The sequence below is a fragment of the Ensifer sp. ENS07 genome (assembly GCF_014852185.1).
Lineage (GTDB): Bacteria > Pseudomonadota > Alphaproteobacteria > Rhizobiales > Rhizobiaceae > Ensifer > Ensifer adhaerens.
The window spans coordinates 71,545-94,788 of sequence record NZ_JACVBE010000011.1 but is presented as its reverse complement, the minus strand read 5'-3'; the positions used below and the strand labels follow the sequence as shown (position 1 = coordinate 94,788).

Annotated in this window: 19 protein-coding genes; 9 read left to right on the top strand and 10 right to left on the bottom strand. The window is 60.5% G+C overall.

Annotated elements, in window-relative coordinates:
• Positions 1 to 147 precede the first annotated feature (147 nt).
• Positions 148 to 1,440, top strand: coding sequence for a DUF763 domain-containing protein (locus IB277_RS26975; protein ID WP_112985042.1), 1,293 nt, complete (start codon positions 148 to 150; stop codon positions 1,438 to 1,440).
• An 82-nt stretch (positions 1,441 to 1,522) separates the two neighbouring features.
• Here the strand turns inward: IB277_RS26975 and IB277_RS26970 are convergent, their stop codons facing one another.
• The 7 genes from IB277_RS26970 to IB277_RS26940 form a co-directional block, all read right to left on the bottom strand.
• Positions 1,523 to 2,020: a hypothetical protein gene (locus IB277_RS26970; protein WP_029742888.1), complete on the bottom strand. Its 498-nt coding sequence runs from the start codon at positions 2,018 to 2,020 to the stop codon at positions 1,523 to 1,525.
• A 159-nt stretch (positions 2,021 to 2,179) separates the two neighbouring features.
• Positions 2,180 to 2,428: a hypothetical protein gene (locus IB277_RS26965; protein ID WP_029742887.1), complete on the bottom strand. Its 249-nt coding sequence runs from the start codon at positions 2,426 to 2,428 to the stop codon at positions 2,180 to 2,182.
• A gap of 131 nt (positions 2,429 to 2,559) precedes the next feature.
• Positions 2,560 to 3,606 (bottom strand): glutathione synthetase, encoded by a 1,047-nt coding sequence (locus IB277_RS26960; protein ID WP_192372053.1) that lies wholly within the window; start codon positions 3,604 to 3,606, stop codon positions 2,560 to 2,562.
• Positions 3,607 to 4,003: 397 nt separating this feature from the next.
• Positions 4,004 to 5,803, bottom strand: coding sequence for an NAD(P)/FAD-dependent oxidoreductase (locus IB277_RS26955; protein ID WP_192372052.1), 1,800 nt, complete (start codon positions 5,801 to 5,803; stop codon positions 4,004 to 4,006).
• A 67-nt stretch (positions 5,804 to 5,870) separates the two neighbouring features.
• Positions 5,871 to 6,944, bottom strand: coding sequence for a 2,3-butanediol dehydrogenase (locus IB277_RS26950; RefSeq protein ID WP_029742884.1), 1,074 nt, complete (start codon positions 6,942 to 6,944; stop codon positions 5,871 to 5,873).
• Between the two features lie 163 nt (positions 6,945 to 7,107).
• Entirely contained in the window at positions 7,108 to 8,979 is a 1,872-nt protein-coding gene (locus IB277_RS26945; RefSeq protein ID WP_110819253.1) for a sigma-54-dependent Fis family transcriptional regulator, read from the bottom strand.
• A gap of 193 nt (positions 8,980 to 9,172) precedes the next feature.
• Positions 9,173 to 9,838 carry a TetR/AcrR family transcriptional regulator gene (locus IB277_RS26940; RefSeq protein ID WP_029742882.1) on the bottom strand — a complete coding sequence of 222 codons (666 nt, stop codon included), beginning with the start codon at positions 9,836 to 9,838 and terminating at the stop codon, positions 9,173 to 9,175.
• Positions 9,839 to 10,116: 278 nt separating this feature from the next.
• Here IB277_RS26940 and IB277_RS26935 point away from each other — a divergent pair, with 278 nt between their 5' ends.
• From IB277_RS26935 to IB277_RS26915, 5 genes are all read left to right on the top strand, one after another.
• Positions 10,117 to 10,680 carry a TRAP transporter small permease gene (locus tag IB277_RS26935; protein WP_089045124.1) on the top strand — a complete coding sequence of 188 codons (564 nt, stop codon included), beginning with the start codon at positions 10,117 to 10,119 and terminating at the stop codon, positions 10,678 to 10,680.
• A gap of 10 nt (positions 10,681 to 10,690) precedes the next feature.
• Positions 10,691 to 11,971 carry a TRAP transporter large permease subunit gene (locus tag IB277_RS26930; protein ID WP_060517979.1) on the top strand — a complete coding sequence of 427 codons (1,281 nt, stop codon included), beginning with the start codon at positions 10,691 to 10,693 and terminating at the stop codon, positions 11,969 to 11,971.
• A 63-nt stretch (positions 11,972 to 12,034) separates the two neighbouring features.
• Positions 12,035 to 13,051, top strand: a complete 1,017-nt coding sequence (locus IB277_RS26925) for a TRAP transporter substrate-binding protein (protein ID WP_060517977.1) — start codon at positions 12,035 to 12,037, stop codon at positions 13,049 to 13,051.
• A gap of 91 nt (positions 13,052 to 13,142) precedes the next feature.
• Complete coding sequence (locus IB277_RS26920; protein ID WP_192372051.1) at positions 13,143 to 14,003, top strand: shikimate dehydrogenase; 861 nt, start codon at positions 13,143 to 13,145, stop codon at positions 14,001 to 14,003.
• Positions 14,004 to 14,032: 29 nt separating this feature from the next.
• On the top strand, positions 14,033 to 15,922 hold the full coding sequence (locus tag IB277_RS26915) for a bifunctional sugar phosphate isomerase/epimerase/4-hydroxyphenylpyruvate dioxygenase family protein (protein WP_192372050.1): 1,890 nt from the start codon (positions 14,033 to 14,035) through the stop codon (positions 15,920 to 15,922).
• 332 nt (positions 15,923 to 16,254) lie between these two features.
• Here IB277_RS26915 and IB277_RS26910 read toward each other — a convergent pair whose 3' ends face one another.
• The 3 genes from IB277_RS26910 to IB277_RS26900 form a co-directional block, all read right to left on the bottom strand.
• The gene (locus IB277_RS26910) at positions 16,255 to 17,328 is read right to left on the bottom strand and encodes a porin (protein WP_060580734.1); all 1,074 of its coding nucleotides are present in this window, start codon (positions 17,326 to 17,328) and stop codon (positions 16,255 to 16,257) included.
• Positions 17,329 to 17,477: 149 nt separating this feature from the next.
• On the bottom strand, positions 17,478 to 19,214 hold the full coding sequence (locus IB277_RS26905) for a hypothetical protein (protein ID WP_060580733.1): 1,737 nt from the start codon (positions 19,212 to 19,214) through the stop codon (positions 17,478 to 17,480).
• A gap of 234 nt (positions 19,215 to 19,448) precedes the next feature.
• A complete protein-coding gene (locus tag IB277_RS26900; RefSeq protein WP_060580732.1) occupies positions 19,449 to 20,234 on the bottom strand; it encodes a GntR family transcriptional regulator in 786 nt (261 codons plus the stop codon).
• A 165-nt stretch (positions 20,235 to 20,399) separates the two neighbouring features.
• Here IB277_RS26900 and IB277_RS26895 point away from each other — a divergent pair, with 165 nt between their 5' ends.
• The 3 genes from IB277_RS26895 to IB277_RS26885 all read left to right on the top strand — a co-directional run bounded on the left by IB277_RS26895 (position 20,400) and on the right by IB277_RS26885 (position 23,236).
• Entirely contained in the window at positions 20,400 to 21,386 is a 987-nt protein-coding gene (locus tag IB277_RS26895; RefSeq protein ID WP_192372049.1) for an ABC transporter substrate-binding protein, read from the top strand.
• Positions 21,387 to 21,525: 139 nt separating this feature from the next.
• Positions 21,526 to 22,305: an ABC transporter ATP-binding protein gene (locus IB277_RS26890; RefSeq protein WP_060580731.1), complete on the top strand. Its 780-nt coding sequence runs from the start codon at positions 21,526 to 21,528 to the stop codon at positions 22,303 to 22,305.
• A 7-nt stretch (positions 22,306 to 22,312) separates the two neighbouring features.
• Complete coding sequence (locus IB277_RS26885) at positions 22,313 to 23,236, top strand: ABC transporter permease (RefSeq protein ID WP_060517968.1); 924 nt, start codon at positions 22,313 to 22,315, stop codon at positions 23,234 to 23,236.
• The last annotated feature ends 8 nt before the right edge of the window (positions 23,237 to 23,244 follow it).

Sequence of the window (23,244 nt, the reverse complement as noted above, 5' to 3'; positions counted from 1 at the left end):
GGATTGGCCCATCTCATCGTGAGACGCAACGGCGCCTCGCAACATTCCAACCACAAAACAGCAAGGGTTGCGACTTGTTCCCGGCGGTAGGAACGTTTGAAGAACTTTCCCCTGTCACAATGCCTGTAAGCGGCCTATAAGACACGAATGGTTCAGCGAGCTGGAAGTGCAGATCTCCCTCTTCATGGCGGCAGGGTTCCCCCGTGGCTCGGCGATCGCATGACGAAGCTCGGGACGATCATCGCCGAAGCCATCGTCATCGAATACGGCCGTGACGAGTTTCTGCGCCGTCTGGCCCATCCTTTCTGGTTCCAGTCCTTCGGCTGCGTCATGGGCATGGATTGGCACTCATCCGGCATCACCACCAGCGTCATCGGCGCTCTCAAGCGCGGTCTCGCTCCTCGTTCGCGGGATCTCGGGATAAGCGTCTGCGGCGGTCGCGGACGACATTCGCGGCAGACGCCAGACGAACTGATCGCCATCGGCAACCGCGTCGGCATCGATGGTGCCGGCCTTGCGGCCACCAGCCGGCTTGTTGCAAAGGTCGATAGTGCCGCGGTCCAGGACGGCTTCGACCTTTACCTGCACGGTTTCATCGTCGCTGACGATGGCAAATGGGTGGTGGTACAGCAAGGCATGAACGGCGATAAACGCCAGGCCCGGCGCTATCATTGGTTGTCGGAGGGCGTTTCCAGCTTCGTCGACTCTCCCCATGCGGCGATCGAGGGAAAAGGTCAGGGGGAAATCGTCAATCTCGCAGACAGACGGGCTGCCGCATCACGCCACGGGCAGCTTGAGCTTTTGGCATCGCTTGGGCCTGACCGAATTGTCCGGGAAGTCGTCGCTCTGGATCCAAAGGTTAAACCGAAGGAGGCCGATCAGCCGTTGCTCCCACATCTCGTGATGCCGGCACATCACGACGTACGGGAGGAAAACGTCAATATGCGACGGCTGCATGCGACACTTTCTGCGGCTGCCGATCGCGGGCCGGAAGATTTCGAGCAGCTTTTGATGGTTCCGGGCGTCGGTGCCCGCACGGTCAACGCGCTCGCGATGGTGGCTGAAGTCGTTCATGGCGCGCCTTGCCGTTTCGCCGATCCGGCCCGGTTTTCGCTTGCGCACGGCGGCAAGGACCGCCATCCGTTTCCCGTGCCCCTCAAGGTGTACGACCACACGATCGCGGTCATGCGATCGGCCGTGACGAAAGCGCGGCTCGGACTTGGCGAGGAACTGGAGGCGCTGAAGCGTCTTGACGACCAGGCACGGCAGCTCGAAAGATACGCCACCGGCCCGGACCTCAAGGAAATTGTTGCCGGAGAGTTTCGCCACTCGCCCGAATGGGGCGGTCGCAGTGTGTTTGGATGGGAGGAGACTGGCGGATCGGCCGAGCAGAGGTCGCTGGAACCGACGCCGTCGAACGCTCACCGTCAGGCACGCTAGAAAATCGAGTGGCCGGCGCTGGTTCAGCGAGATGAGCTTCAGTCGAGGGGCGGGAGCGAGATATTCCTTGGGGAAGGATGCCTTAGCCGATGTTCTCTCCCACCTCCAATAGATAAGCGTCATAGCCGAACAACAAATCCTGGCTCAGGTCCTTGCCGTCGAACCGCGCTATAAAGTCGTCAAGGTCGGCCTGACGCGAGAAGCCCATCGCCATGGCAGACATGCTTTCGATGTCGCCCTCTTCGTCCTCGTAGGTCGCGCTCATCTCCAGGACGCCCAACCGATCGAAGTTCGCTTGCATGTGGAATGAAAGCCAGACCAGGTATTCCAGCGGGTAACCGGGGTTCCTCCCGTATGTCACCACAAAGGGATAAGCTGAACGGAACCGGCTGGCCAGAACTTCGCCATCGGTGGCAAAGACGAGCAGATCGCTATCCTCCTCGAGGTTGTGAAGTTCGATCGTCAAATCATGCTTGCGCAACGCGACATAGCCGCCAAGTCGGTCCCACGGCAAGGAAGTCAAGATGATCTCGCGCCATCGTGTGATGGCGACATCGAGATCGGTGCGGACCAAGAACATGAAGAAACCCTACAGCGTCAGGACACAATCAAGAGCTTTCAGCCTTGCATAGTGCACGCTGTAGTCAATAGATATTAGCGGCGCCTAAATTCATGGTAAGGAGGGAGTTATTATGATTTGAGAGGCGCCGGCGAACATCAGCTTCGCCTGCTGGCGGATCTATCGCCAGTATCCCCGCCCGTTATCGACCGATGACCGTCCCACGACGTAGCCGATGGTAAAGGCGAGGGCGCCGATCAGCAATCCGAGAGTGGTCGCGGTGTGAGGATGATCTGCTGCGGCAGTCGCGACAGCGGTCGTCTCTCTCTTCACTGCTTCGGTGGCTGTCTGCGCAGCTTTTCGCACGCCAGCGAGAGGTTCTTCGGGTGTGCCGGTAAAGCCGGCTTTTAGATCGTCGCCTTTTGCCATCGCCTTCTTCTCCTATCGCGCATGTAGGAGAAACCAAGGACAGCGCCATCGGTTCCGAAGCCTTGGAAAGATCTTTTTTAAAGCACCAATTTGCTAGCGACCTTGTGCCCAGAGTGTTCTTGGGCAAAGCCCTAGTGGGTCGACAGGATCCGGTTGTTCAACGCTCCGCGATACGTCTTCCTGGTCGCAATTTTGTTCTCCAGCGACTCGAGGATGTCTTCGCAGAAGTCGACGTCGTAGAGCTCACGAATGGTCTGGAGACCACCGGGTGTGAATACGTTGATCTCAAGCAGCTTGTCGCCGACGATGTCGAGGCCGACCAGGAACATGCCATCTTCGACAAGCTTCGGGCGCAAGGTCTCGGCGATCGCCAGCATTTCCTTTGTCACATGCGCCCGTTTTGGCGTCCCACGCGCGTGAATATTGGAGCGTACGTCTCCCTTCGCGGGAACGCGCCTGAACGCAGCGTAGACGTCGCCGCGCTGCAAGGGTCGCCCGTTCATGAGAAACAATCTGGTATCTCCTTCCGACGCCTTCGGAAGGTAACATTGCGCAATGAGATAGCCGACCTCACCCACCGCATCGATGATTTGATTGAGGTTGGATTCGGTGCTGCTTCCGACCCGAAAAACGTTCTTGCCGCCAGATCCCTGTAGCGGTTTGATGATTACGCCGTCTGAATGATCGTCGATAAACGCCCTGATCTCCTCGATGTCCTTGGAAATCAAAGTGGTCGGACGAACGATGGCCGGGAAATCCTGGAAGTAAAGCTTGTCTTGCGCCAAGGCCAGACCACATGGGTCGTTGACGACGATCGTGCCTCTTTCTGCGGCAAGCCGACCAAAATTTGCACCCGCATGCGCGGCCCAGGGGCGAGTATCGGCATCCAGCGACGGATCGTTCCGTAAGAACAGAACATCCACCTCTTCAACATTGACAAGGGCTCTTTGCTGTTCGGGCGCGATCAAAGCGCGTAGCAGAGTTTCGGACTTCTTGGGGCGTGCGTCGCCAAGATGTGCCGCCCGGATCATCAATGCGTCGTCGGGCCCAAGTATGAAGTCACCCGGCGTGATGTAGAGGACCTCATGGCCACGAGCAAGCGCAGCAAGCGCCAAGGATGTTGTCGTATAGGACGGCCTTTCGGTTTCGATCGCGTTGACAAGGAAGGCGATGCGCATGGGGGCTCCTGGCTTAAGACAAGGGTGCAACCGGCCACACCCGGTACAATGGCCCCGAAGGCGACTTTAGGGGCCCGAAGCGTGTGGGGCTCGCGTTAGACCCAACCTGAAGACGACATGAAGGATCCGTTGCGTTAACGCTCCTCGCTGCTACTGGTTCCTGTCAGTCTTGATTGTCTCCGCAGATGCGCCCTAACCCGATGGCCAGGGTTCCAGCTAGGTGATGTCTCTAATGTTCGGACCGGAGGGTCTGGCAAGTCTCGGACGAGGATTAAGTGCGGGCTCAGCGTCAATCTCCTGGCTATGTCCGCATGGCACACAGCCGCACTGGGGTGCCTGCACGCGGACACGACCGACAGGCAGAGGGCGCTCAAGCTCCCTCTGCCTCTTAAATGGTTCAGCGCTTGTGATGGACGCTTTGCAGACCGTAAACCGGCGTCTGAATACCCTCCAATCGTGCCTTCAGTTGCAGTGACAGGTACTGCGAATAATGGCGCGATTGGTGCAAGTTACCACCATGGAACCACAGGGCATCCTGTTGCGTGGGCTTCCACATGTTGCGCTGCTCGCCCTCCCAGGGGCCGGGGTCCTTCGGCGTATCGGAGCCAAGTCCCCAGACCTTGCCGACCCTGTCGGCTGTCTCCTGGTCGATGAGATCGGCGACCCAGCCATTCATCGAGCCGTAGCCCGTGGCATAGACGATGACGTCGGCCGGGATCTCCTTGCCGTCAGCCAGTTTTATCGAGGTTTCGGTGATCTCTTCCACCTGTCCTGCGGCAAGCTTCACCTTGCCGTCGATGATCAGCTGCGACGCGCCGATATCGATGTAGTATCCGGACCCGCGGCGCAGGTACTTCATGAAGAGACCTGAGCCATCCGCGCCCCAATCGAGTTGGAAGCCCGCCTTTTCCAGCGCCGCGTAGAAATCGGCGTCGCGCTCGCGCATCTTGTCGTAAAGCGGGATCTGGAACTCGTGCATGATCCGGTAGGGAAGCGACGCGAAGATGAGATCCGCCTTGCCCGTCGTTACGCCGTTGGCCAGCGCCTGTTCCGAATAAAGCCCACCGAGGCCGATATCCATCAGCGTGTCGGACTTGACGATATGGGTCGTCGAGCGCTGGATCATCGTGACGTCGACGCCCGCCTCGTACAGCGCGGCACAGATGTCGTGGGCCGAATTGTTGGAACCGATCACAACGACCTTCTTGCCCTTGTAGCCATCCGGCCCCGGGTGCTGCGAGGAATGATGCTGGTCACCAACAAAGCGCTCACGGCCGTTGAAATTCGGAATGTTGGCCTTGCCGGACATGCCGGTCGCAAAGACGAGCTGCTTTGGCCGCAACACCACTTCCTCACCGTCGCGGTCAACGACGATGGTCCATTCCTTCGCGGCTTCGTCCCATTTTGCCGATTTGGCGGTGGAGCGTGTCCAGTAGTTCAGCTCCATCACCTTGGTATAGAATTCCAGCCAGTCGCCAATCTTGTCCTTCGGTGCGAAGACCGGCCAGTTCTTCGGGAAATCGATGTAGGGCAGGTGGTCGTACCAGACGGGGTCATGCAGGCAGAGCGACTTGTAGCGCTTGCGCCAGCTGTCGCCTGGCCGGTCGTTCTTTTCGAGGATGATGGTGGGCACGCCAAGTTGGCGAAGCCGGGCCCCGAGCGCAATGCCGCCCTGTCCGCCGCCGATGATCACGACATAGGGTTGCGTCTCATAGCCGAGCGTGCGCTCCTCGTGCTCGCGCTCCTCCTTCCAGGTTTTCGTGCCGACATTCTGGCCGTGCTTGGCGCCAAGTGGCCGGGTAAAGCCGGATTTCTCCTCGTGGCCCTTGAGTTCGGCCAGTGCCGTCAGCAGCGTCCAGATCAGGCCGTTCTTGATGCGCACGAGGCCGTAGCCGCGTCCCGTCGCAGTCTCGAACGAGATCCAGCTTTCAAGCACGCCATCCGCCTCGGTTGCTTCTTCGCCGGCGGCGACGCGCCAGTTGGAGGGTTTTGCAGAGGCAAGCTGTGCCTGAAGCATGTCGCGCACCTCGTCCCGGCCTTCGACAGTCTTGAGGTTCCAGGTGAAGGCGACGAGGTCGCGCCAGTAGCATTCCTCTGCAAAGAGGTTGACCGCATCGTCGATACGGCCGGTTTCGAGTGCAGCGCCAAGGGCATCAAGCTGTGCCTGAACGCGGGTGTTGGGGGTCTTCTCGAGCATCCTTTATCCTCCTGCTCTGTGATGACAAACGGAACGGCTCCTCAACCGTCCCGCAATGGGGACCGGCCTAACGCTTGAGGTCGATCAGTATTTTCAGGTGCGTACCGGCGGGATCGAGCAACTGGTCGAACCCTGCCGAAACAGCTTCGCTCAGTGAGACATGTTTGGTGACGATGCGGCGAGCCGGTATTTGGCCGCTCGCGATCAGGCGCGCCACGCGCGGCCAGTAGTGGGTCGGATAGGCCCAGGAACCGCGGATATCGATGTCCTTGAAGGTCACGTCAAACCAGTTCAGCGGGTTCTCGCCTGGATGAAGGCCGGTCTGCACGACGACGCCCTGCTTGCGCACTGCGCTCGCGCAGTTCTTGAGCGCATGTTCGTTGCCGACGCATTCGATGGCGACATCGCAGCCAACGCCGCCCTCGGTTTCGGCCTGGACAACATCGCTGACCTTTTCGATCTTGGGATTGATGGTGCGGACCTCGCGGAGTGCTTCCTTCGCCAGTGAAAGCCGCGTCTCGTTGAGATCGGAGAGAAAAATCTTCGACGCGCCGGCTGCCCGCGCTGCCATGGCAACGAGAATGCCGATCGGTCCTGCGCCCGTGACCAGCACGCTGTTGCCGGCGGTGACGCTGCCGCGATCGCACGCATATACGGCGACTGCGGTCGGCTCTATCAGCGCGGCTTCTTCGTCGGATAGCGCATCGGGAATGGGCTGGACATTGTAGTCGTTGAGCAGCGCCGCTTCCGCCATTCCGCCGGAGTGCCAGGATAGGCCGGCCAGTGCCAGGTTGGCGCTCAGGTGAAACAGACCACGATCGGCATAATAGTCTCCGCGGCGCGGCATGATCAGCGGCTGGACGGAGACCCTGTCGCCCGGCTTCACATGGCTAACCCCTTCGCCGATCGCCTTCACGACGCCGCCGAATTCATGGCCGAGGATCTGCGGTCCATGAGCACCCGTGAAGGGATGCGGTTCCTTCGGGATGAAGATCGGGCCATAGGCGTATTCGTGCAGATCGGTCCCGCAGATGCCGCAGAAACGATTTTCCACCAGTACTTCACCGGGGCCAGGGGCAGGCGGAGCGTCGACATCGTCAATGCGTAGGTCCTTGGCGGCGTGAAAGCGCAGAGCTTTCATTGTGTTTCCTCCTGTTTGTTCTTGCACAGGAGAGGCAGCAAGCAGCATGCCAGATCGCAACTGCGTCTATTTTGTTTGTGATATCAGCGGCTTGAAACGTGACGGGAGCGAAAGTCACCGAAAATGCAACAGTCCGGGTGCAACAGGTGTTGCAGGCGTTGCGTCAGTTGAGCCGCTTCAGACGGCGGTGGATCGTGGAACGGTTGACGCCGAGCTTTCTCGCAAGCGCCGAAACGTTGTCGCCGCAGTCCCTGAGTGCCTGGCGTAACGCATCATCCTCGCCGGGCAACGAGTGGATGGCTTCGGAGAAGAGATGTTCCGGCAGGCACTCGCTATCGATGAGACCATTTTCGGAAAGGGCCGCGGCCACGCGCAGAACATTGGAAAGCTCACGCAGATTTCCGGGCCATTCATGCGCGAGCAAGGCCGCCCGAGCCGTCTTGTCGATGCGGTAGGACTCGTGGTTCTCCTTCTCGACACGAGCGCGTAATTGATCGATCAGCCAGCTAAGATCCTGACGCTCTCGCAAGGCGGGGAGCGAGAGCGTTGCGGCGTTCAGGCGGTAATAGAGGTCTTCCCGGAAACGGCCCTGCTTAACCAGTTCCGCCAGATCGCGGTGGGAGGCGGAGACGACGCGCAGGCGGATTGGCCGGGCCTTCAGCGCCCCAATCGGCTGAACCTCATTTTCCGAGAGCACGCGCAACAGCCGGCTTTGCAGCGTGAACGGCATGTCGCCGATCTCGTCGAGGAACAGGGTGCCACCGTCCGCATCCTCGATCAGGCCGCGCTTACCTTTCTGGCTGGCGCCCGTGAAGGCACCGGGTGCGTAGCCGAACAGTTCGGATTCGATGAGATGTTCGGGAATGGCTGCGCAATTTACGGCGACGAAATTGCCATTGTCGCCGCAGCTGTCATGGATCGCGCGAGCAAGATACTCCTTGCCGCTGCCCGTCTCCCCTTGAATGAGAATTGGGATGCGGCGTGTGGCCAATTTTGCCGCGCGGGTCTGCACCCGTTCCATTGTCGCGTCGCCCTGGCTGAGATCGCGCAGGGCTCGGGGGAGGCGCGCTTCGGGCGCGGCGGGCGTGCGCAGGCTGACGACGGGCGCGATGGCGCTGGCGAATAGGACTAGGCCGCTCTTGGCTCTCAGCAAGCGTTCGCCGTTCGGACGACCGCGCATGAAGTTGGGCAAATCGTCCACGTCGATATCGAACACCTCCGAGAGCGGAAGGCCGAGGAAATTGCGTGTCTGGAGGCCGCGGATGTTCATCGAGCGGGCGAGTGCGCCGAAGCCACCATGGGTCATGCCGGTGATGCGGCCGCTGCCGTCGAGGGCGATGGCGGCGTCCGGGTCGACATCCAGGAATTCCGGGGAGCGGGCAAGCCGCAGGACCCAGTCGTTGCGGGTGCGGGTCATGAGGTTGGCAAGCTCGATCCGCCGCGCAGTGGCGGATACCAGATGCAGCGCCAGCTGCTGGCTTGCCTTGGCGGTGGGTGACCGGAGCTGGGAGATGTCGAGCACGGCGGTCAGATCGCCGAGCGTGTCGAAGACCGGCGCCGCCGTACAGGTCAGCCCGATATGGCTCGCGTCGAAATGGTCGTCCTGATGGATGATGACCGGCTGGCCGGAGACGATGCACGCCCCGACGGCACAGGTGCCCGCCCGGCTCTCAGACCACTCCGAGCCGAGATAGAGGCCCGCCTTGCGCAGCTGATTGTCGAAGGTCGGATCCCCCATGAAATCGACGGTGACGCCGCGGGCATCGGACAGCAACAGGACATAGTTCTGTTCGGCGACTTGGTTGAACAGCCCTTCAAGCCCGGAACGCCCGATGCGGATCAGTTCTTCCGCCTGTTCGCGATGCTCGCGCAGCTTCGATCCCGGAACGATATAGGCTTCCTGCGCGATCGTCGGATCCAGCTTGTAATCATTGAGGCAGCGAAGCCAGGATTGGACGACGGGCTCGTCGCGTGGGCTCGCGGCCCCGGAGGCGACTCGTTCTATCTCACGAATATGCGACAGCGACGTCGACATCGAGCGCCCTCCTGACGGGAAAGCTGACACACTCTCATCGACAACGTCAAGCCAACGGTGGACGGTGACGTGTGTCAGCCAAGCGCTTGCCGACGAGGCCTATCGAGGTCTGGGCTGCACGTCGTTGAGATCGGCAGCGTTCTGGCATTAACACCCCATTGCCTGAGTGCTTCCCATCCCATGCGCGATAGCCCTAGGATATGGGGTTCGCTGCCCCTTCCTCCGTCTGGAGGTAGCTGATCACGGCGTCGGCGATCATTCGGCGATGGCGGCCGATCGTGGCCGATTCGGAAAGATCCCTGCGAAAGATAGTTCCGAATGTATATCGGTTCGAAACCCGGAAGAAGCAGAAGGCACTGATCAGCATATGCACATCTATCGGGTCGGCCTTTCGCTTGAACGCACCCTCAGCGATACCGCGTTCCAGAATGCCCGCGATCGTTTCGATGACCGAGACATTCAGATCACGGATCGCTTCCGACCGCAGCATATGCGCTGCGTGGTGGATGTTTTCGATGCTGACCAATCGCACAAAGTCGGGATTGGCCTCGTCGTGGTCGAATGTGCTGGAAATTAGCGTACGCAACGCCTCTTCCGGGGCAAGACTTGAAAGCTTCAGGTCCTCCTCGAGCGTGCGGATCTTGCGATAGGCGCGCTCAAGCACGGACAGGTAAAGTCCCTCCTTGCCCCCGAAATAGTAATAGATCATGCGCTTGGAGGTTCGGGTCCGTTCTGCGATCGCGTCAACGCGTCCGCCCGCAAGGCCGTGCGTCGAGAACTCTTCCGTGGCGACGACAAGGATGTCTTCCTTGGTGCGTTCCGGATCGTTCTTCCGACTTGCCTCAACCCGCCCCGCCATTCTTTTTGATCACTCCCCCGGCACTCGCCGAAATTTTCCAATGAAACCAAATCGAAACGGGCGAGCGCAGAGGCTCGCCACACCGCCTCCCGTGAGATTCATATTGAGGTTACGGGGGTCTTTCAAGAGAGTCTGCTTGACATACGTACTAGTTCGTACATTTTGTAGTGGCGAAGACGACTTGAGGAGGATGTGTTCGCACCGGTGCCCTGACGCCGCCCCGTGACGCCAATGCGATGCGCGGGCGCCAAGACGGCACTCCGCTTTGGGAGGAGCGCATGATCCGCATTATCGATTTCTATTTCTTCGCGCTGAAGGTGGCGATTGCCTTGCTGCTTGCCGGCATGGTCGTCCTCGTCTTCGGCAACGTCGTTTTGCGCTATGCGTTCAATCAGGGCATCACGGTCTCTGAGGAGCTATCACGCATCTTCTTCGTCTGGCTCACGTTTCTTGGCGCCGTGGTTGCCTTGCGCGAACACGGGCATCTCGGCGTTGATACGCTCATCAAACGCCTGCCGCCGGTCGCCGCGAAGGTCGCGGTGCTTCTTGGCCATGTGTTGATGCTCTACGCTACCTGGCTGATGATCAGCGGCAGCTGGACGCAGACGCTCATCAACCTGCATGTCGGCGCGCCTGCGACTGGGCTTTCCATGGGCTTCTTCTACGGGGCCGGTCTCGCCTTTGGGGTACCCGCATTCCTCATCCTGCTTGCCGACGCTTTCGCCATCGCGACCGGACGCATCGACGTGACGACGGCGGAACTGGTGCGCGACAGCGAAGACGAAGTGGCGCTTGACCCACCCCCCACGGCCACGCTCGGGCCGCTGCCCGTCAAACGCTGAGGACGAGCCGATGACCGTCACCATCTTCCTTGGCGCACTTCTCGGCCCAATGGCGCTCGGCGTGCCGATTGCATTTGCGTTGATCATCAGCGGCGTCGCCCTGATGCTCTTTCTCGGGCTCTTCGATGCACAGATCGTCGCCCAAAACGTCTTGAACGGCGCCGACAGCTTTCCGTTGATGGCCGTGCCCTTCTTCCTGCTTGCGGGCGAGGTCATGAACACCGGCGGGCTTTCCCGCCGCATCGTCGCCCTGGCGATGGCCATGGTCGGTCATATCCGCGGCGGCCTCGGCTTCGTGGCGATCTTTGCCGCCTGCATTCTTTCCAGCCTCTCTGGTTCAGCTGTCGCCGACGCCGCTGCCCTTGGCGCCCTGCTTCTGCCGATGATGCTGAAGAGCGGTCATGACCCGGCGCGCGCCGGAGGGCTGCTTGCCTCTGCATCGATCATCGGGCCTATCATTCCGCCGTCGATCGGCTTCATCCTCTATGGTGTGGTTGGCGGCGTCTCGATCACCAAGCTCTTTCTTGCGGGCATTTTCCCGGGTTTGATGATCGCCGCGGCCCTTTGCATCACTTGGCTTATCGTCGCTCGCAAGGAGCAGTTCGAGCTCCCGCCAAGACAAAGCGCCCGCGTGCGGCTTGGAGCGCTGCTCGACAGTGTCTGGGCGCTTCTGTTGCCGGTGATCATCATCGTTGGTCTGAAGTTTGGTGTTTTCACGCCAACTGAAGCCGGCGTTGTTGCGGCGGTCTACGCCCTGTTCGTCTCGATGGTCATCTACCGCGAGCTGACGCCGGGCCAGCTCTTCCATGTCTTCGTAGCGGCCGCGAAAATTACATCCGTGGTGATGTTCCTGGTTGCCTGCGCTGCAGTTTCCGCCTGGCTGATTACGGTTGCAGACGTCCCCGGTGCGCTTGCCGCGCTGGTCGAACCGCTTATGGACAACCAGACCCTTTTGCTCATCGCAATCATGGTCCTGATCGTCGTCGTCGGGACAGCGATGGACATGACGCCGACGATCCTCGTCATGACGCCGGTTCTGATGCCGATCATCAAGCAAGCGGGGATCGACCCGGTCTATTTCGGCGTGCTGTTTATCATCAACAATTCGATCGGCCTGATCACCCCGCCAGTGGGCACCGTTCTCAACGTTATCTGCGGCGTCTCGAAACTGACGATGGAGGACCTGATGAAGGGCGTGTGGCCCTTCCTCATTGCCGAACTGATCGTCCTTTTCCTGCTCGTCCTGTTCCCAGAACTGGTGACCGTACCGGTCTCCTGGTTCGGGCACTGACGGCAACTTTTTATTGCGCTTCAACAGGCCGGCGGGATTACCGGCTCAATCTGGGAGGATAACATGTTGAACCGATTGACAAAAATGGCACTGGGCGTCGCCCTGCCGATCGTTTTGTTTGCAGCAGCGCCAACGCTTGCAGAGATACGCGACCAGACCATCAAGTTCGCGTCAGCCAACAACAAGGGTCACCCCCAAGTGACGGGCATGGAGAAGTTCGCCGAGCTCGTGAATGAAAAGAGTGGCGGCAAGATCGAGGTGAAGCTGTTCCCCGGCGGCACGCTTGGTGGTGACGTGCAGACCGTCTCCGCTCTCCAGGGCGGCGTTATCGAGATGACCGTGTTGAACGCCGGTATTCTTGCCAACAACGTCAAGCAATTCGGTGCCGTCGACCTTCCTTTCCTCTTCAATAGTGGCGAGGAGGCGGACAAGGTGATGGATGGCCCCTTTGGCGAGAGCCTCAGCAAGCTTTTGCCCGATACCGGCCTAGTCGGACTTGGATACTGGGAACTCGGCTTCCGCAATCTCACGAACAATCGCCATGCAGTGACCAAGCTTGAAGACATCAAAGGTCTGAAGATCCGCACCATCCAATCTCCGATCCCGATCGAACTCTTCAACACGCTCGGCGCGAATGCCGTGCCGCTGCCTTATACGGAACTCTACACCGCGCTTGAGACTGGGACGGTTGATGGGCAGGAGAACCCGGCGGCAAACATCCTGAATGCCAAATTCTACGAAGTGCAGAAATACATGACGCTGACCCGTCACCAGTACAATCCGCAGATCGTGCTCGTCAGCAGGAAATTCTGGGATGGCCTGAACGACGAGGAAAAGACCGTCCTGCAGGCGGCCGCGACCGAGGCCCGCGACTATCAGCGCAAGGTCTCGCGCGAGGCGGATACCGCAGCCCTTGAGGAAATTCGCAAGACCGGCATGGAGGTCAGCGAATTCAGTCCCGAGGAGACGCAGAAGCTGCGCGACGCCGTCAAGCCGGTGATCGAGAAGTTTAGCGCCGAGATCGGCGCTGACACGGTGCAGTTGTTGTTCAAGGAGATAGGTGCCGCGCGGGGCCAGTAACCGCGCGAATACTTCGGCCCGCCCGCAAAGTCGCGGCGGGCCGCAGGCTGGCTGCCCTTTGCAACGGGCTCAGAAGATGGAAACGGAAACAATGTCCGAAACGCTTGTAAGACCCTTGAAGGCGGGCCTGATCGGTGCAGGCATCCAGGCCTCGTTGACGCCCGCCATGCACATGGCCGAAGGTGCAGCTCAGGGACTCCGCTATGCTTATGAGCTCATTGATCTTTCCGAAATTGGTGCGACGGAAAATGATCTGCCGCGGCTGCTCGCCGACGCTGAGAGGCAGGGGTTTGCCGGCCTCAACATAACCCATCCGTGCAAGCAGGCCGTCATTGTTCATCTCGATGAACTCTCGCCAGACGCACACAGGCTCGGTGCCGTCAACACGGTCGTGCTCACGGGAGGGCGACGATATGGCCACAACACCGATTGGTGGGGCTTTGCGGAAGGCTTCAGGCGCGGATTGCCCGATGCAGATCTTTCCTCGGGCGTGCAACTGGGAGCAGGAGGTGCGGGCGTCGCAACAGCCTATGCCGCGCTTTCGTTTGGCCTGAAGCGTCTCATCGTTTTCGATCGCGAGCCGGAACGGGCGCGATTGCTTGCCGCGATGCTGACCGCCTTGTTTCCAGAAGCCGACATCACCGCCGGTACGGACCTTTCTGTTGCGATGCGATCGGCATCCGGGTTGATTCACGCCACGCCGACCGGCATGGCGAACTATCCCGGGATGCCGCTTGACGCCGAACTTCTCGATCCGCGGCACTGGGTCGCCGAGATCGTCTATTTCCCGCTCGAAACGCCGCTGCTTTCAGAAGCGAGGCGACGCGGATGCCGCACGCTCGACGGTGGAGGAATGGCGGTGTTCCAGGCAGTTGGCGCTTTTCGCCTGTTCACAGGTCTTGAGCCGGACACAACGCGGATGCTTGCCCATTTCAAGGCAATGACCGGCTGATTTCCGAAAATTCCACCGAGGAGCAAGTGATGAAGACCTCGATAGCAACGGTTTCGCTCAGCGGCGACCTCAGGGACAAGCTGCGAGCCATCGCCAAGGCGGGCTTTGCCGGTGTTGAAATCTTCGAGAACGATTTCCTCGCCTTTGACGAGAGCCCGCGTCAGGTCGGCCGCATGGTGCGAGATTTCGGTTTGGAGATCAGTCTGTTCCAGCCGTTCCGGGATTTTGAGGGCATGCCGGAGCCGTTGAGAGCCCGAACGTTCGACCGTGCCGAGCGCAAGTTCGACTTGATGGAGGAGCTTGGCACGGACCTCGTCCTTGTCTGTTCCAATGTCTCGCCGGCTGCCGTTGGTGGCATTGACAGGGCGGCCGCGGACTTTAGCGAACTCGGCGAAAGGGCCGCAAAGCGGGGCTTGCGCGTCGGTTACGAAGCGCTCGCCTGGGGACGTCATATCAGCGATCATCGAGACGCCTGGGAAATCGTCCGACGCGTCGATCACCCGAGTATCGGGCTGATCCTTGACAGCTTTCATACGCTGTCGCGCAAGATCGAGATCAACTCGATCCGCTCCATCCCGAAGGAGAAGATCTTCATAGTCCAGTTGGCCGATGCCCCACTGATCGACATGGATCTGCTGTATTGGAGCCGGCACTTCCGCAATATGCCGGGCGAGGGCGATCTCCCAGTGACAGACTTTACCCGCGCGGTGGCGGCAACTGGATATGACGGCTATCTATCGCTCGAAATCTTCAACGACCAATTTCGTGGAGGCAACCCCAGTGCGATCGCTGTCGATGGATATCGCTCGCTGATTTATCTCGGGGATCAGGTCAAGCGCGCCGAACCGGATACTCGTTTGCCGGTCCCCATAATGCCCCCTCGCGTCGACGTGAGAGGTGTAGCGTTCGTGGAGTTCAGTGCCTCGGAAGAGGAAGCAGGCGAACTCGAAGCGTTGCTCGTTTCAGTCGGATTCACGAAAACAGCACAACATCGGACGAAACAAGTGGTGGTCTATCGCCAAGGCGCCATCAATTTGGTGGTCAACACCGAGCGCGAAGGCTTTGCCAGCGCTTCCTATCTCGTCCACGGCACGTCCGCCTATGCCTTCGGCCTCATGGTGGATGATGCTGCGGCGACTGTAGAAAGGGCACGGGTGCTTGGGGCAGAACCATTCGAGCAGCCGGTTGGTCCAGGCGAGCTCGTGGTTCCGGCGATCCACGGCGTGGGCGGAGGGCTCATCTATTTTCTGGACGACAAATCCGAGCTCTCCAAGATCTGGGAGGTCGAGTTTGAGCCAGTGCGCGACGGCGGCTCTGTCATCGCGGCCGGATTATGCTCCATCGATCACATCGCTCAGACCGTAAAATATGAGGAAATGCTAACCTGGCTGCTCTTCTACACATCACTACTCGATGCTCATAAGACGCCGATGATCGACATCGTCGATCCAGCAGGCATCGTTCGCAGCCAGGTCGTGGAAAATGACGCCGGCACGTTGCGCCTGACACTGAACGGCGCGGAAAATCGCAACACGCTGGCCGGCCGGTTCATCGCCGAAACCTTCGGTTCCGGCGTCCAGCATCTGGCCTTTGCCACCAATGACATTTTTTCGACTGCGCAGGCATTGCGCGCCAATGGTTTCAAGGCGCTACCGATTTCGCCGAACTACTACGATGACGTTGAAGCGCGCTTCGGTCTCGACGTTCAACTCGTCGAAAGGCTGAAGTCCGAAAACATCCTCTATGACCGCGACGAGGACGGCGAGTATTACCAGCTCTACAGCCCGACCTTTGGCGAAGGTTTCTTCTTCGAGATCGTCGAAAGACGGGGCTATCGCGGCTACGGAGCCGCCAACGCGATTTTTCGCATTGCAGCGCTACGAAAGTACCTGAGGCCAGAGGGGCTGCCAAAAGGCTGACAGCCTAGCGATGGTAATTCTTTCCGTTGCTAGGGAAAGTTCGCGCCCGGTTCCCGGCCGATGGCATGCCCTATGCTGAAATCCTTTGGCGCACGACCCTTCAACCGGTCAAGCCGCGTGCGAACGGACCCTGGCCGCGAGCAGTCGCCGCCTGGAATGCTCATCTTGGAGTGGTGAGATACTTGTAAGCTTTGAAACAACTGGTGGCGGGGTTCGATTCCGTTCAGGGAGTTGCACAGCGCGAAGGTTTCTCTGGCAAGGGCAGCCCGCATCGTTGCTGCAGCCGGATAAAAACCGGCAGCAAGGTCGCCGCCGGTTCCTCAACGCGAAGCTTAAAAGTTTCTTTGGAAGCGCACGACACCACCGAAGGCGTCCTCGTGTCCGCGAAACCCGCGAAAAGCGGTGTAGTCGAGTTCCGGCGTGATCTTGAAGCCCGGCACGACCTCGTATGCAACGTTGAGCGCCGCGTTCCAGGTACCGTCCTCTTCGAAGTCGATCTGCGTGTTTATCGTCGCCTTCTCGCTGATCTTGGCGGAGAAGCCGCCCCACATCGCCCAGTCGCCGTACCAGCTTCCATAATAATTCGGCCGGCTCGGGTCGGATTGGTAGGCAGCCATGACGAACAGGGAGAACGCGTCGGTGACGTCGAGGTTGACGCGCGCCTTGAAGGCCCAGGCATCATAGCGCGTGTCATAGGCCGCCATGCCGAAAAGCGTCATCCGGTCCGCTTCGTATTTCACCCCGCCGAGGAGGTGGGGAATGCTGTCGGCCCGTAGGTCAAACCACTCGCGGCTTGCCACGCCGGACGCGTCGACCGCCTCCAGTTCCCAGGAGCCATTGCCTTCCTCTGCGCCCACCATGGCGGAAAAGCCGTTGCCGAAGTCGTGGGTATAGCTCGCCTGCATCGTGCGGTCGCCCGAGTAGTAAATGACGTCGTCGTAGATGACGTTGCCGGCACCCCAGGTCCAGTTGGCAAAGAGCGAATCGGCGATGCCGACCGAGAAGCCGGCAAGCTCGATAAGCGCTTCCGAAATGTAGATGCGCTCGCCAGATGCCTTGTGCTCGAAGCGCGTCTCCAGATAGGAGCGCAGCGTACCGAACTCGGTTTCATTGCGAGCGTCGAAGCGCAGTGTCGCCCGCGCCTTGCCGGGCAAGCCATCGAGCGAGCCGCCCCAGTACACATCGTCGCCCGCCGCAACCTCATGGCGCAGGTAGCCGCTGATCTTCAGGCAGGTTTCGGTGCCCGGAACATAGAAGAAACCGTTGCCATAGGCATCGCAGACGCGGACATATTCGACCGGTTCCGCGTCTGCAGCCGTTGCCGCTTGGGTGGCGGCCATCAGGCAGAGCGCCGCTGCGGCACCTTTCAGGAGGAGAAGTGCCGTAGCACTGGTTGGGTTGTACATATCGAGTTCGTTCCCTTGTCGGTTCTTGAAAATTGGCAAAGCTTCGCCGGCTCCGTCCGTGGCGTGCGGGACAAGCGGGTGCTGAGCGGGTCTGTATGGAATGAGAGAAAAAAGGGCCGGTATCGTTTGCGATACCGGCCAGTCGGGGGTTACCCGCGCGGCGGCCAGACTTCGCCGGCAAGGCCGGTTTTCGGTTCACCGAGAAGCGGCGTCTTCAGGGCGCGGATGCCGTCGATGCTGATCAGCCAGATGATGTTGCGGTCGTATTCGGTAAAGACCGCGAAGCTGGCGTTTTCATAGGTGTATTCGGGCATTTCCTCAGGCTTGGGGAAGCGCGGCACGTAGTAGCCGGCGATCTTCGGATCCTTCGGGTCCTTGACGTCGAAGATCTGCAGGCCAGCATTGTAGAAGGCATAGGGCAGGATGCCGTCGCGGCTGTGACCCGGCTGGTGGGTCGTGCCGGAACGCTTCGGACCGAAGCTGCCGCGCCGCTGGCAATAGTCAGTGAATTCGGCCTCTGCCGGGGGTGTCGGACGCGGGAAGGCGGCGACGACCTTCGGGTCCTTCGGATCCTTGGCGTCGATGACCAGCACGTCCTTGTAGGGCTCGTAGCAGTTGGAGTTCATCGGGTAGCCGTTGGCAAAGACATAGCCGGTGCGCTCGTACTGGCTGGTATCGGCATTGTCGAATTCGGTACCGGCAAAGCTTGGCGGGATGCTCAGATGGCCCATCATTTCCGGCGTGCCGGGATTGGTGAGATCGAAGGTGTAGAAGCCGAGGCCGCCCATCGCGCCGAAGCCGATCTTGCCACCTTTTTCCACCGGCTTCGGCAGGAACAGCGGCATGCGCGAGCCCATCCAAGACGTGCGGTTGCCGGCGCGCGGGTTCATCAGGTAGGCGTCCTCGCTTGCCTTGTCGCCGACGACCTGTCCGGGAACGGTGACCTGGCTGACGAAAAGAGGATTGGCCGGGTCCGTCATGTCCCAAGCCTGGTAGCCCGGCGAGTGCAGGTAGTCCGGATACTCGGTCAATGCGTAGCTGTCGTCGGGCGCCGACGAGAGGTACATGTACTTGCCGCCAAACCAGGCGGGTGCGTCGAGCGAACCGGAGCCCTGCTGCTTGCCGATGGGCGCGTCCGGGTTGTTGATGTCGGTCGTGCGGGTGGCGATCAGCGTCCAGTCACTCGGCAGCGGCCCGTTCATCTCGTAGACCTTGAAGCCCTTGAGCGAATTGTAGTGGCGTAGCGTCTCGACGATGTCGGGCTGGGTGCGCTTGTTGTCGAGAATGCCGAAGCGGCCGATCTCGTAGGAGGCTACGACGACGTTTTTCTGGAGCTTTTCACTCCAGGCAATCGTCATACCGCCGAAATAGTCCTGGACCGTCTTGGCGTCCCAGTCTTCGCTTGAACCGTCCTGTCCCCAGACGCCGCCCTTGGAATAGACGACCTTGGCCTTGGCCGGGTCGGTGATGTCGAGCACGCGCATGTAGTCGCGATCATGCAGGTACATGTAGCGCTTGCCGTCAAAATCCGCGACGTCGGGCCAGGCATGCCAGGGCGACGTGATGTGCGGGTAGAAGGCGATTTCCTCGACGTTGCTCTTGTAGGTTTTGTCGTCCCAATGGGTGAGCTGGCCGGGGAAGTTCGGCGATGCGCCGAGTGCTGTGGCGCGCGGCGCGTTGAACTTGCCCGTCGCCGGATCCATGCCGTAGTCCTTGCCCGGCGTCAGCGCCGGCGGCTGCTTGTCGTAGGTCAGTTCCGACCAGCGCTTGAGGTGGGGATCCTGGATGTTGATCTCCGTCGGTACTTCCTTTTCCCAACCCGCGGCAAGCGCAGTGCCCGCGGCCAGACACAAAATTGAGCACGTGATGATCAGCCTTCTCGGCATGTTGGTCTCCTCCTGGAATATCGGTGAACGGACGCGTCCAAGGCTGGCAGCGGCGCAAGCAAACGACAGCTCGGCGGCGACACACCCCTGTGTCGCGTTCCGAATTCTTCTTTCGTCGTGTCAGTTGATCGCGCAGGCCTCCTCATGCCCGCGCAAATCACGCCGCTTCCGTTTGCTTAGGCGCCATGAAACAGGGTCGCTTTCCCCATAACAATCGCCTTAATCAGCATTAATTCATGCGGATTTCTTATGAGTTCCCTGGCGTGTTGATGGTTTGCGGGATGCAGATGACGCAACTTCCCCTTCCTCGACGGCGTAGACTTCGAGCGGATAGCCGAAATGCTCGTCCATCAGGATCCGAGCGCGTTCGGCGTTGCGGTCGAGTACGGCCTCCATCAGCTCGGTGTGCGGACCGATGGACTGCGCCTTATGCAGCGCGGCCATGGCCTCCGCATAGCCGGCCGTCTCTCCGTGTGCCGCGCGCAGAACAGGGGCGAAGGCGAGGAACCGGTAGTGGCGTTGGAGCTGGTCGGAGATGGTCGAGCGGAAGTGCATCAGCCAACTCGATTGCGCCGCGCTCAAGAGGGCGGCGTGAAATGCCTCGTGCCGTTCCATCCAGGTATCCACAGCAAGGTCGGAAGAATCCTCGACGATCGTCTTGCAGCGCGACAGGCGGTAGTGCGCCGTGACGATCGCCGATTCCCATTCCGAGCCGCCGCGCTCCATGGCTTCCAGCAATAGAGGGATTTCGACGACCGCGCGCGCCTTCGTCAGATCCTCGAGCCCCTTGCGCGACACGGGTGCGACGGTGAAACCGCGGTTGGAGATCGCCACTACCAGCCGCTCGGCCTCCAGCCGCGACAGTGCCTCTCGAAGAGGTGTCCGCCCGACATCATAGGTCTTGCTCAGAAGGTCGGGCCGCAACGGCGCCCCCGGTTGCAGGCGGGCCATGAGGATCTCGTTTCGCAAAATCCTGTAGGCGGCCTCTGTTTTTGTGCTGTTTTCCTGCTCGTCGACCAAAGGCACCTCCAAAATTCACCGCCCGAATGTTCGGTAATCATATATGCGAGAATAATATATGATAATCGCCAATTGCTATAATTGTATACTATATCGTTGACTTTGCCGTTGGGCTGCGCTTCCTCATCGCTCGTGCTGTCAATGCGACAGCTGGAGGAGGAACCCATGGCCAACACAAAATCGAAACTCATCACAGGCCTGATGGCGGCGGGCCTGGTGCTTGCCGGCATCGGTTCGGCGGCTGCCGATCCGATCCGCATCGGCATCGCCAATTTCGGCGAACACCCACCGCTCAACGCCGCCATCGCCGGCTTCAAGGCGGCGCTCGCCGAAAACGGCTTCGTCGAGGGCAAGGACGTCGTCTACACGGAGAGCCACACCAATTTCGACGCCTCGCTGGTGCCGCAGATGATCGCCAAGCTGCAGGCCGAACAGCCAAAGCTCGTCTACACCGTCACCACCCCGGTTTCGCAGATCGCCAAGAAGGCGCTCGCAGGCTCCGGCATCCCGGTGATCTTCACGGCCGTGACCGATCCGGTCGCCGCCAAGCTCGTCCCGTCCAAGGAAAGCGGCGACGACGGCATCACTGGGGCGACCGACAGCCAGGACATGGCGGCCGTGCTCGCGTTTACCAAGAAGCTTCTGCCGAACGCCAAGCGCCTCGGCCTTCCCTACAATCCGGGCGAAGCCAACGACGTTGCGCTGCTTGAAGCGGTGCGCAAAATTGCTCCGGAACAGGGCTTTGAAGTCGTCGAAGTCGGCGTCGACAACCTCAACGACATCCAGCAGCGCATCACCTCGCTCTCCGGCAAGGTGGACGTGATCTACGGCCCGACGTCCAACATGATCCAGCCGGCGATCGCGGCGGTCGCGTCGGCCGCGCGCCAGGCGGGCATCCCGGTCGTCAATGCCGTCGATACTGCCGTGCGGGAAGGCTTCGTGCCGGCAAGCTTTGCCGTCAACTACGAACAGGTCGGCAAGAACGCCGGCAAGATCGCAGCCGAAGTGTTGAAGGGCAAGGACCCGAAGTCCATCGCTCCGGTCTTCCCCGCCTATGAAGATCACCAGGCGCTGATCTCGAAGAAGGCGATGGCCGCCTTCGGCGTCGAGATCCCGGCTTCGCTCGCCGACTGCAACTGCATCGTCGAGTAATCCGACGCCAGCAACGGCGGCGGCCACGACGCCGCCGTCCATGAGCGCGCCCCGCGCGCCCTGTCCATTCGTATTTACATGAATTCCGGAAGCAAGGCTGCGGAGGCGGCCTCTACGGAATTGCTCAGAGGAGGAACGGATGCTCGAAATCCGATCTGCACGAAAGGTCTTCTACAAGGGGCAGCCCGACGAGAAGATCGCCCTCAACGATCTCAGCCTGACGCTTCCGACCGGCAACTTCGCCATCGTCATCGGATCGAACGGCGCCGGCAAGAGCAGCATGCTCAATGCCATTTCCGGCGCGCTCATGCTCGATTCAGGCAAGATCCTCATCAACGGCGACGATGTGACGGCACTGCCCGTGCACAAACGTGCGACACGGGTGGCCCGGGTCTTCCAGGATCCGATGAAAGGCACCGCCGCCTCGATGACGGTTGCGGAAAACATGCTGCTCGCCGAATTGCGCGGCAAGAAACTCGGCCTTAGCCGAGGCCTCAATGCCAGGCGGCTCGCGAGCTACCGCGAACGCCTCGCGGCGCTGAACCTTGGGCTGGAAAATCGGCTGGACACGCGCGTCGAACTGCTCTCCGGCGGCCAGCGCCAATCGCTTTCGCTGATCATGGCGACCTGCGACCAGCCGGATCTGCTGCTCCTCGACGAGCACACCGCAGCCCTCGATCCCCGCACGGCTGACATCGTCATGCAGGCGACGGTACGCGCGGTCGAAGCCTTCAATCTCACCACCCTGATGGTGACGCACAACATGCAGCACGCTGTCGATTTCGGCCATAGCGTGGTGATGCTCGATGCCGGCCAGATCCGGCTCGAGATCACCGGCGCGGAAAAGGCCGAGGTCACGATCCCGAAACTCATCGGTCACTTCGGCATGAAGACCGACCGGATGCTGCTCGCAAGCTGAGACGGACATGGAAACGGTTTCTACGATATTTTCGAACTTCATCACGCTCGTCCCGGTCACGCTGGCGCAGAGCCTCATCCTTTCCTTCATCGTTCTCGGCATCATGCTGCCGTTCCGCACACTGAATTTTCCGGACCTGACGAGCGAGGGCGCATTCCCGCTCGGCGGCTGCGTCTGCGCGCTGTCGCTCGCCGGTGGCGCACCCGGTTGGCTGGCGATCCTCGTTGCGATGGCCGCAGGCTTCCTGGCGGGTAGCTGCACGGCCTTCGTGCATCTGCGCTTCCGCATCCACACGCTGCTTGCCGGCATTCTGATGATGACGATGCTCTACTCGATCAATCTGCGGCTGATGGGCAAGTCCAACCTCTCGGTGTACGGCACGCCAACCATTTTCGATGGCGTACCCTTTGCCGAGCCGGGTTTCCCGGTCGCGAAGATCGTCGTTGCAGGACTGCTCGGCATTGCCGTCTATTGCCTTTTGAACCTCTATTTCCGGACCGAACGCGGAACGGCCATGCGCGCCGTCGGCTCCAACCCGGATATGGCGGAAGCGCAGGGGATCAGCATCTGGGCCTTCACCATCGGCGGGGTCGGTCTAGCCGGTGCCTTCTCGGCCACCAGCGGCGCGCTCATGGTGCAGTCGCAGGGGTTTGCGGACGTCAACATGGGCATCGGTACGCTGATCAACGGTCTTGCGGCGCTGATGATCGGCGAAGCCATTGTCGGCAAGCAGACGATCCGGCGCCAGCTTGCGGCACCCTTCGTCGGAGCCATCGTCTACTACCAGCTTGTCTCGCTCTGCCTTGCCGCCGGCATGCCGCCGACCGACCTGAAACTTGCCACCGGCCTCTTCGTGCTCGCCATGCTGGCGCTCCCAACCCTCAAGCGCGCCCGCGGCCCCATGCCGGCCCGCGAAACCGTCCGTGAATAGAAGGACTG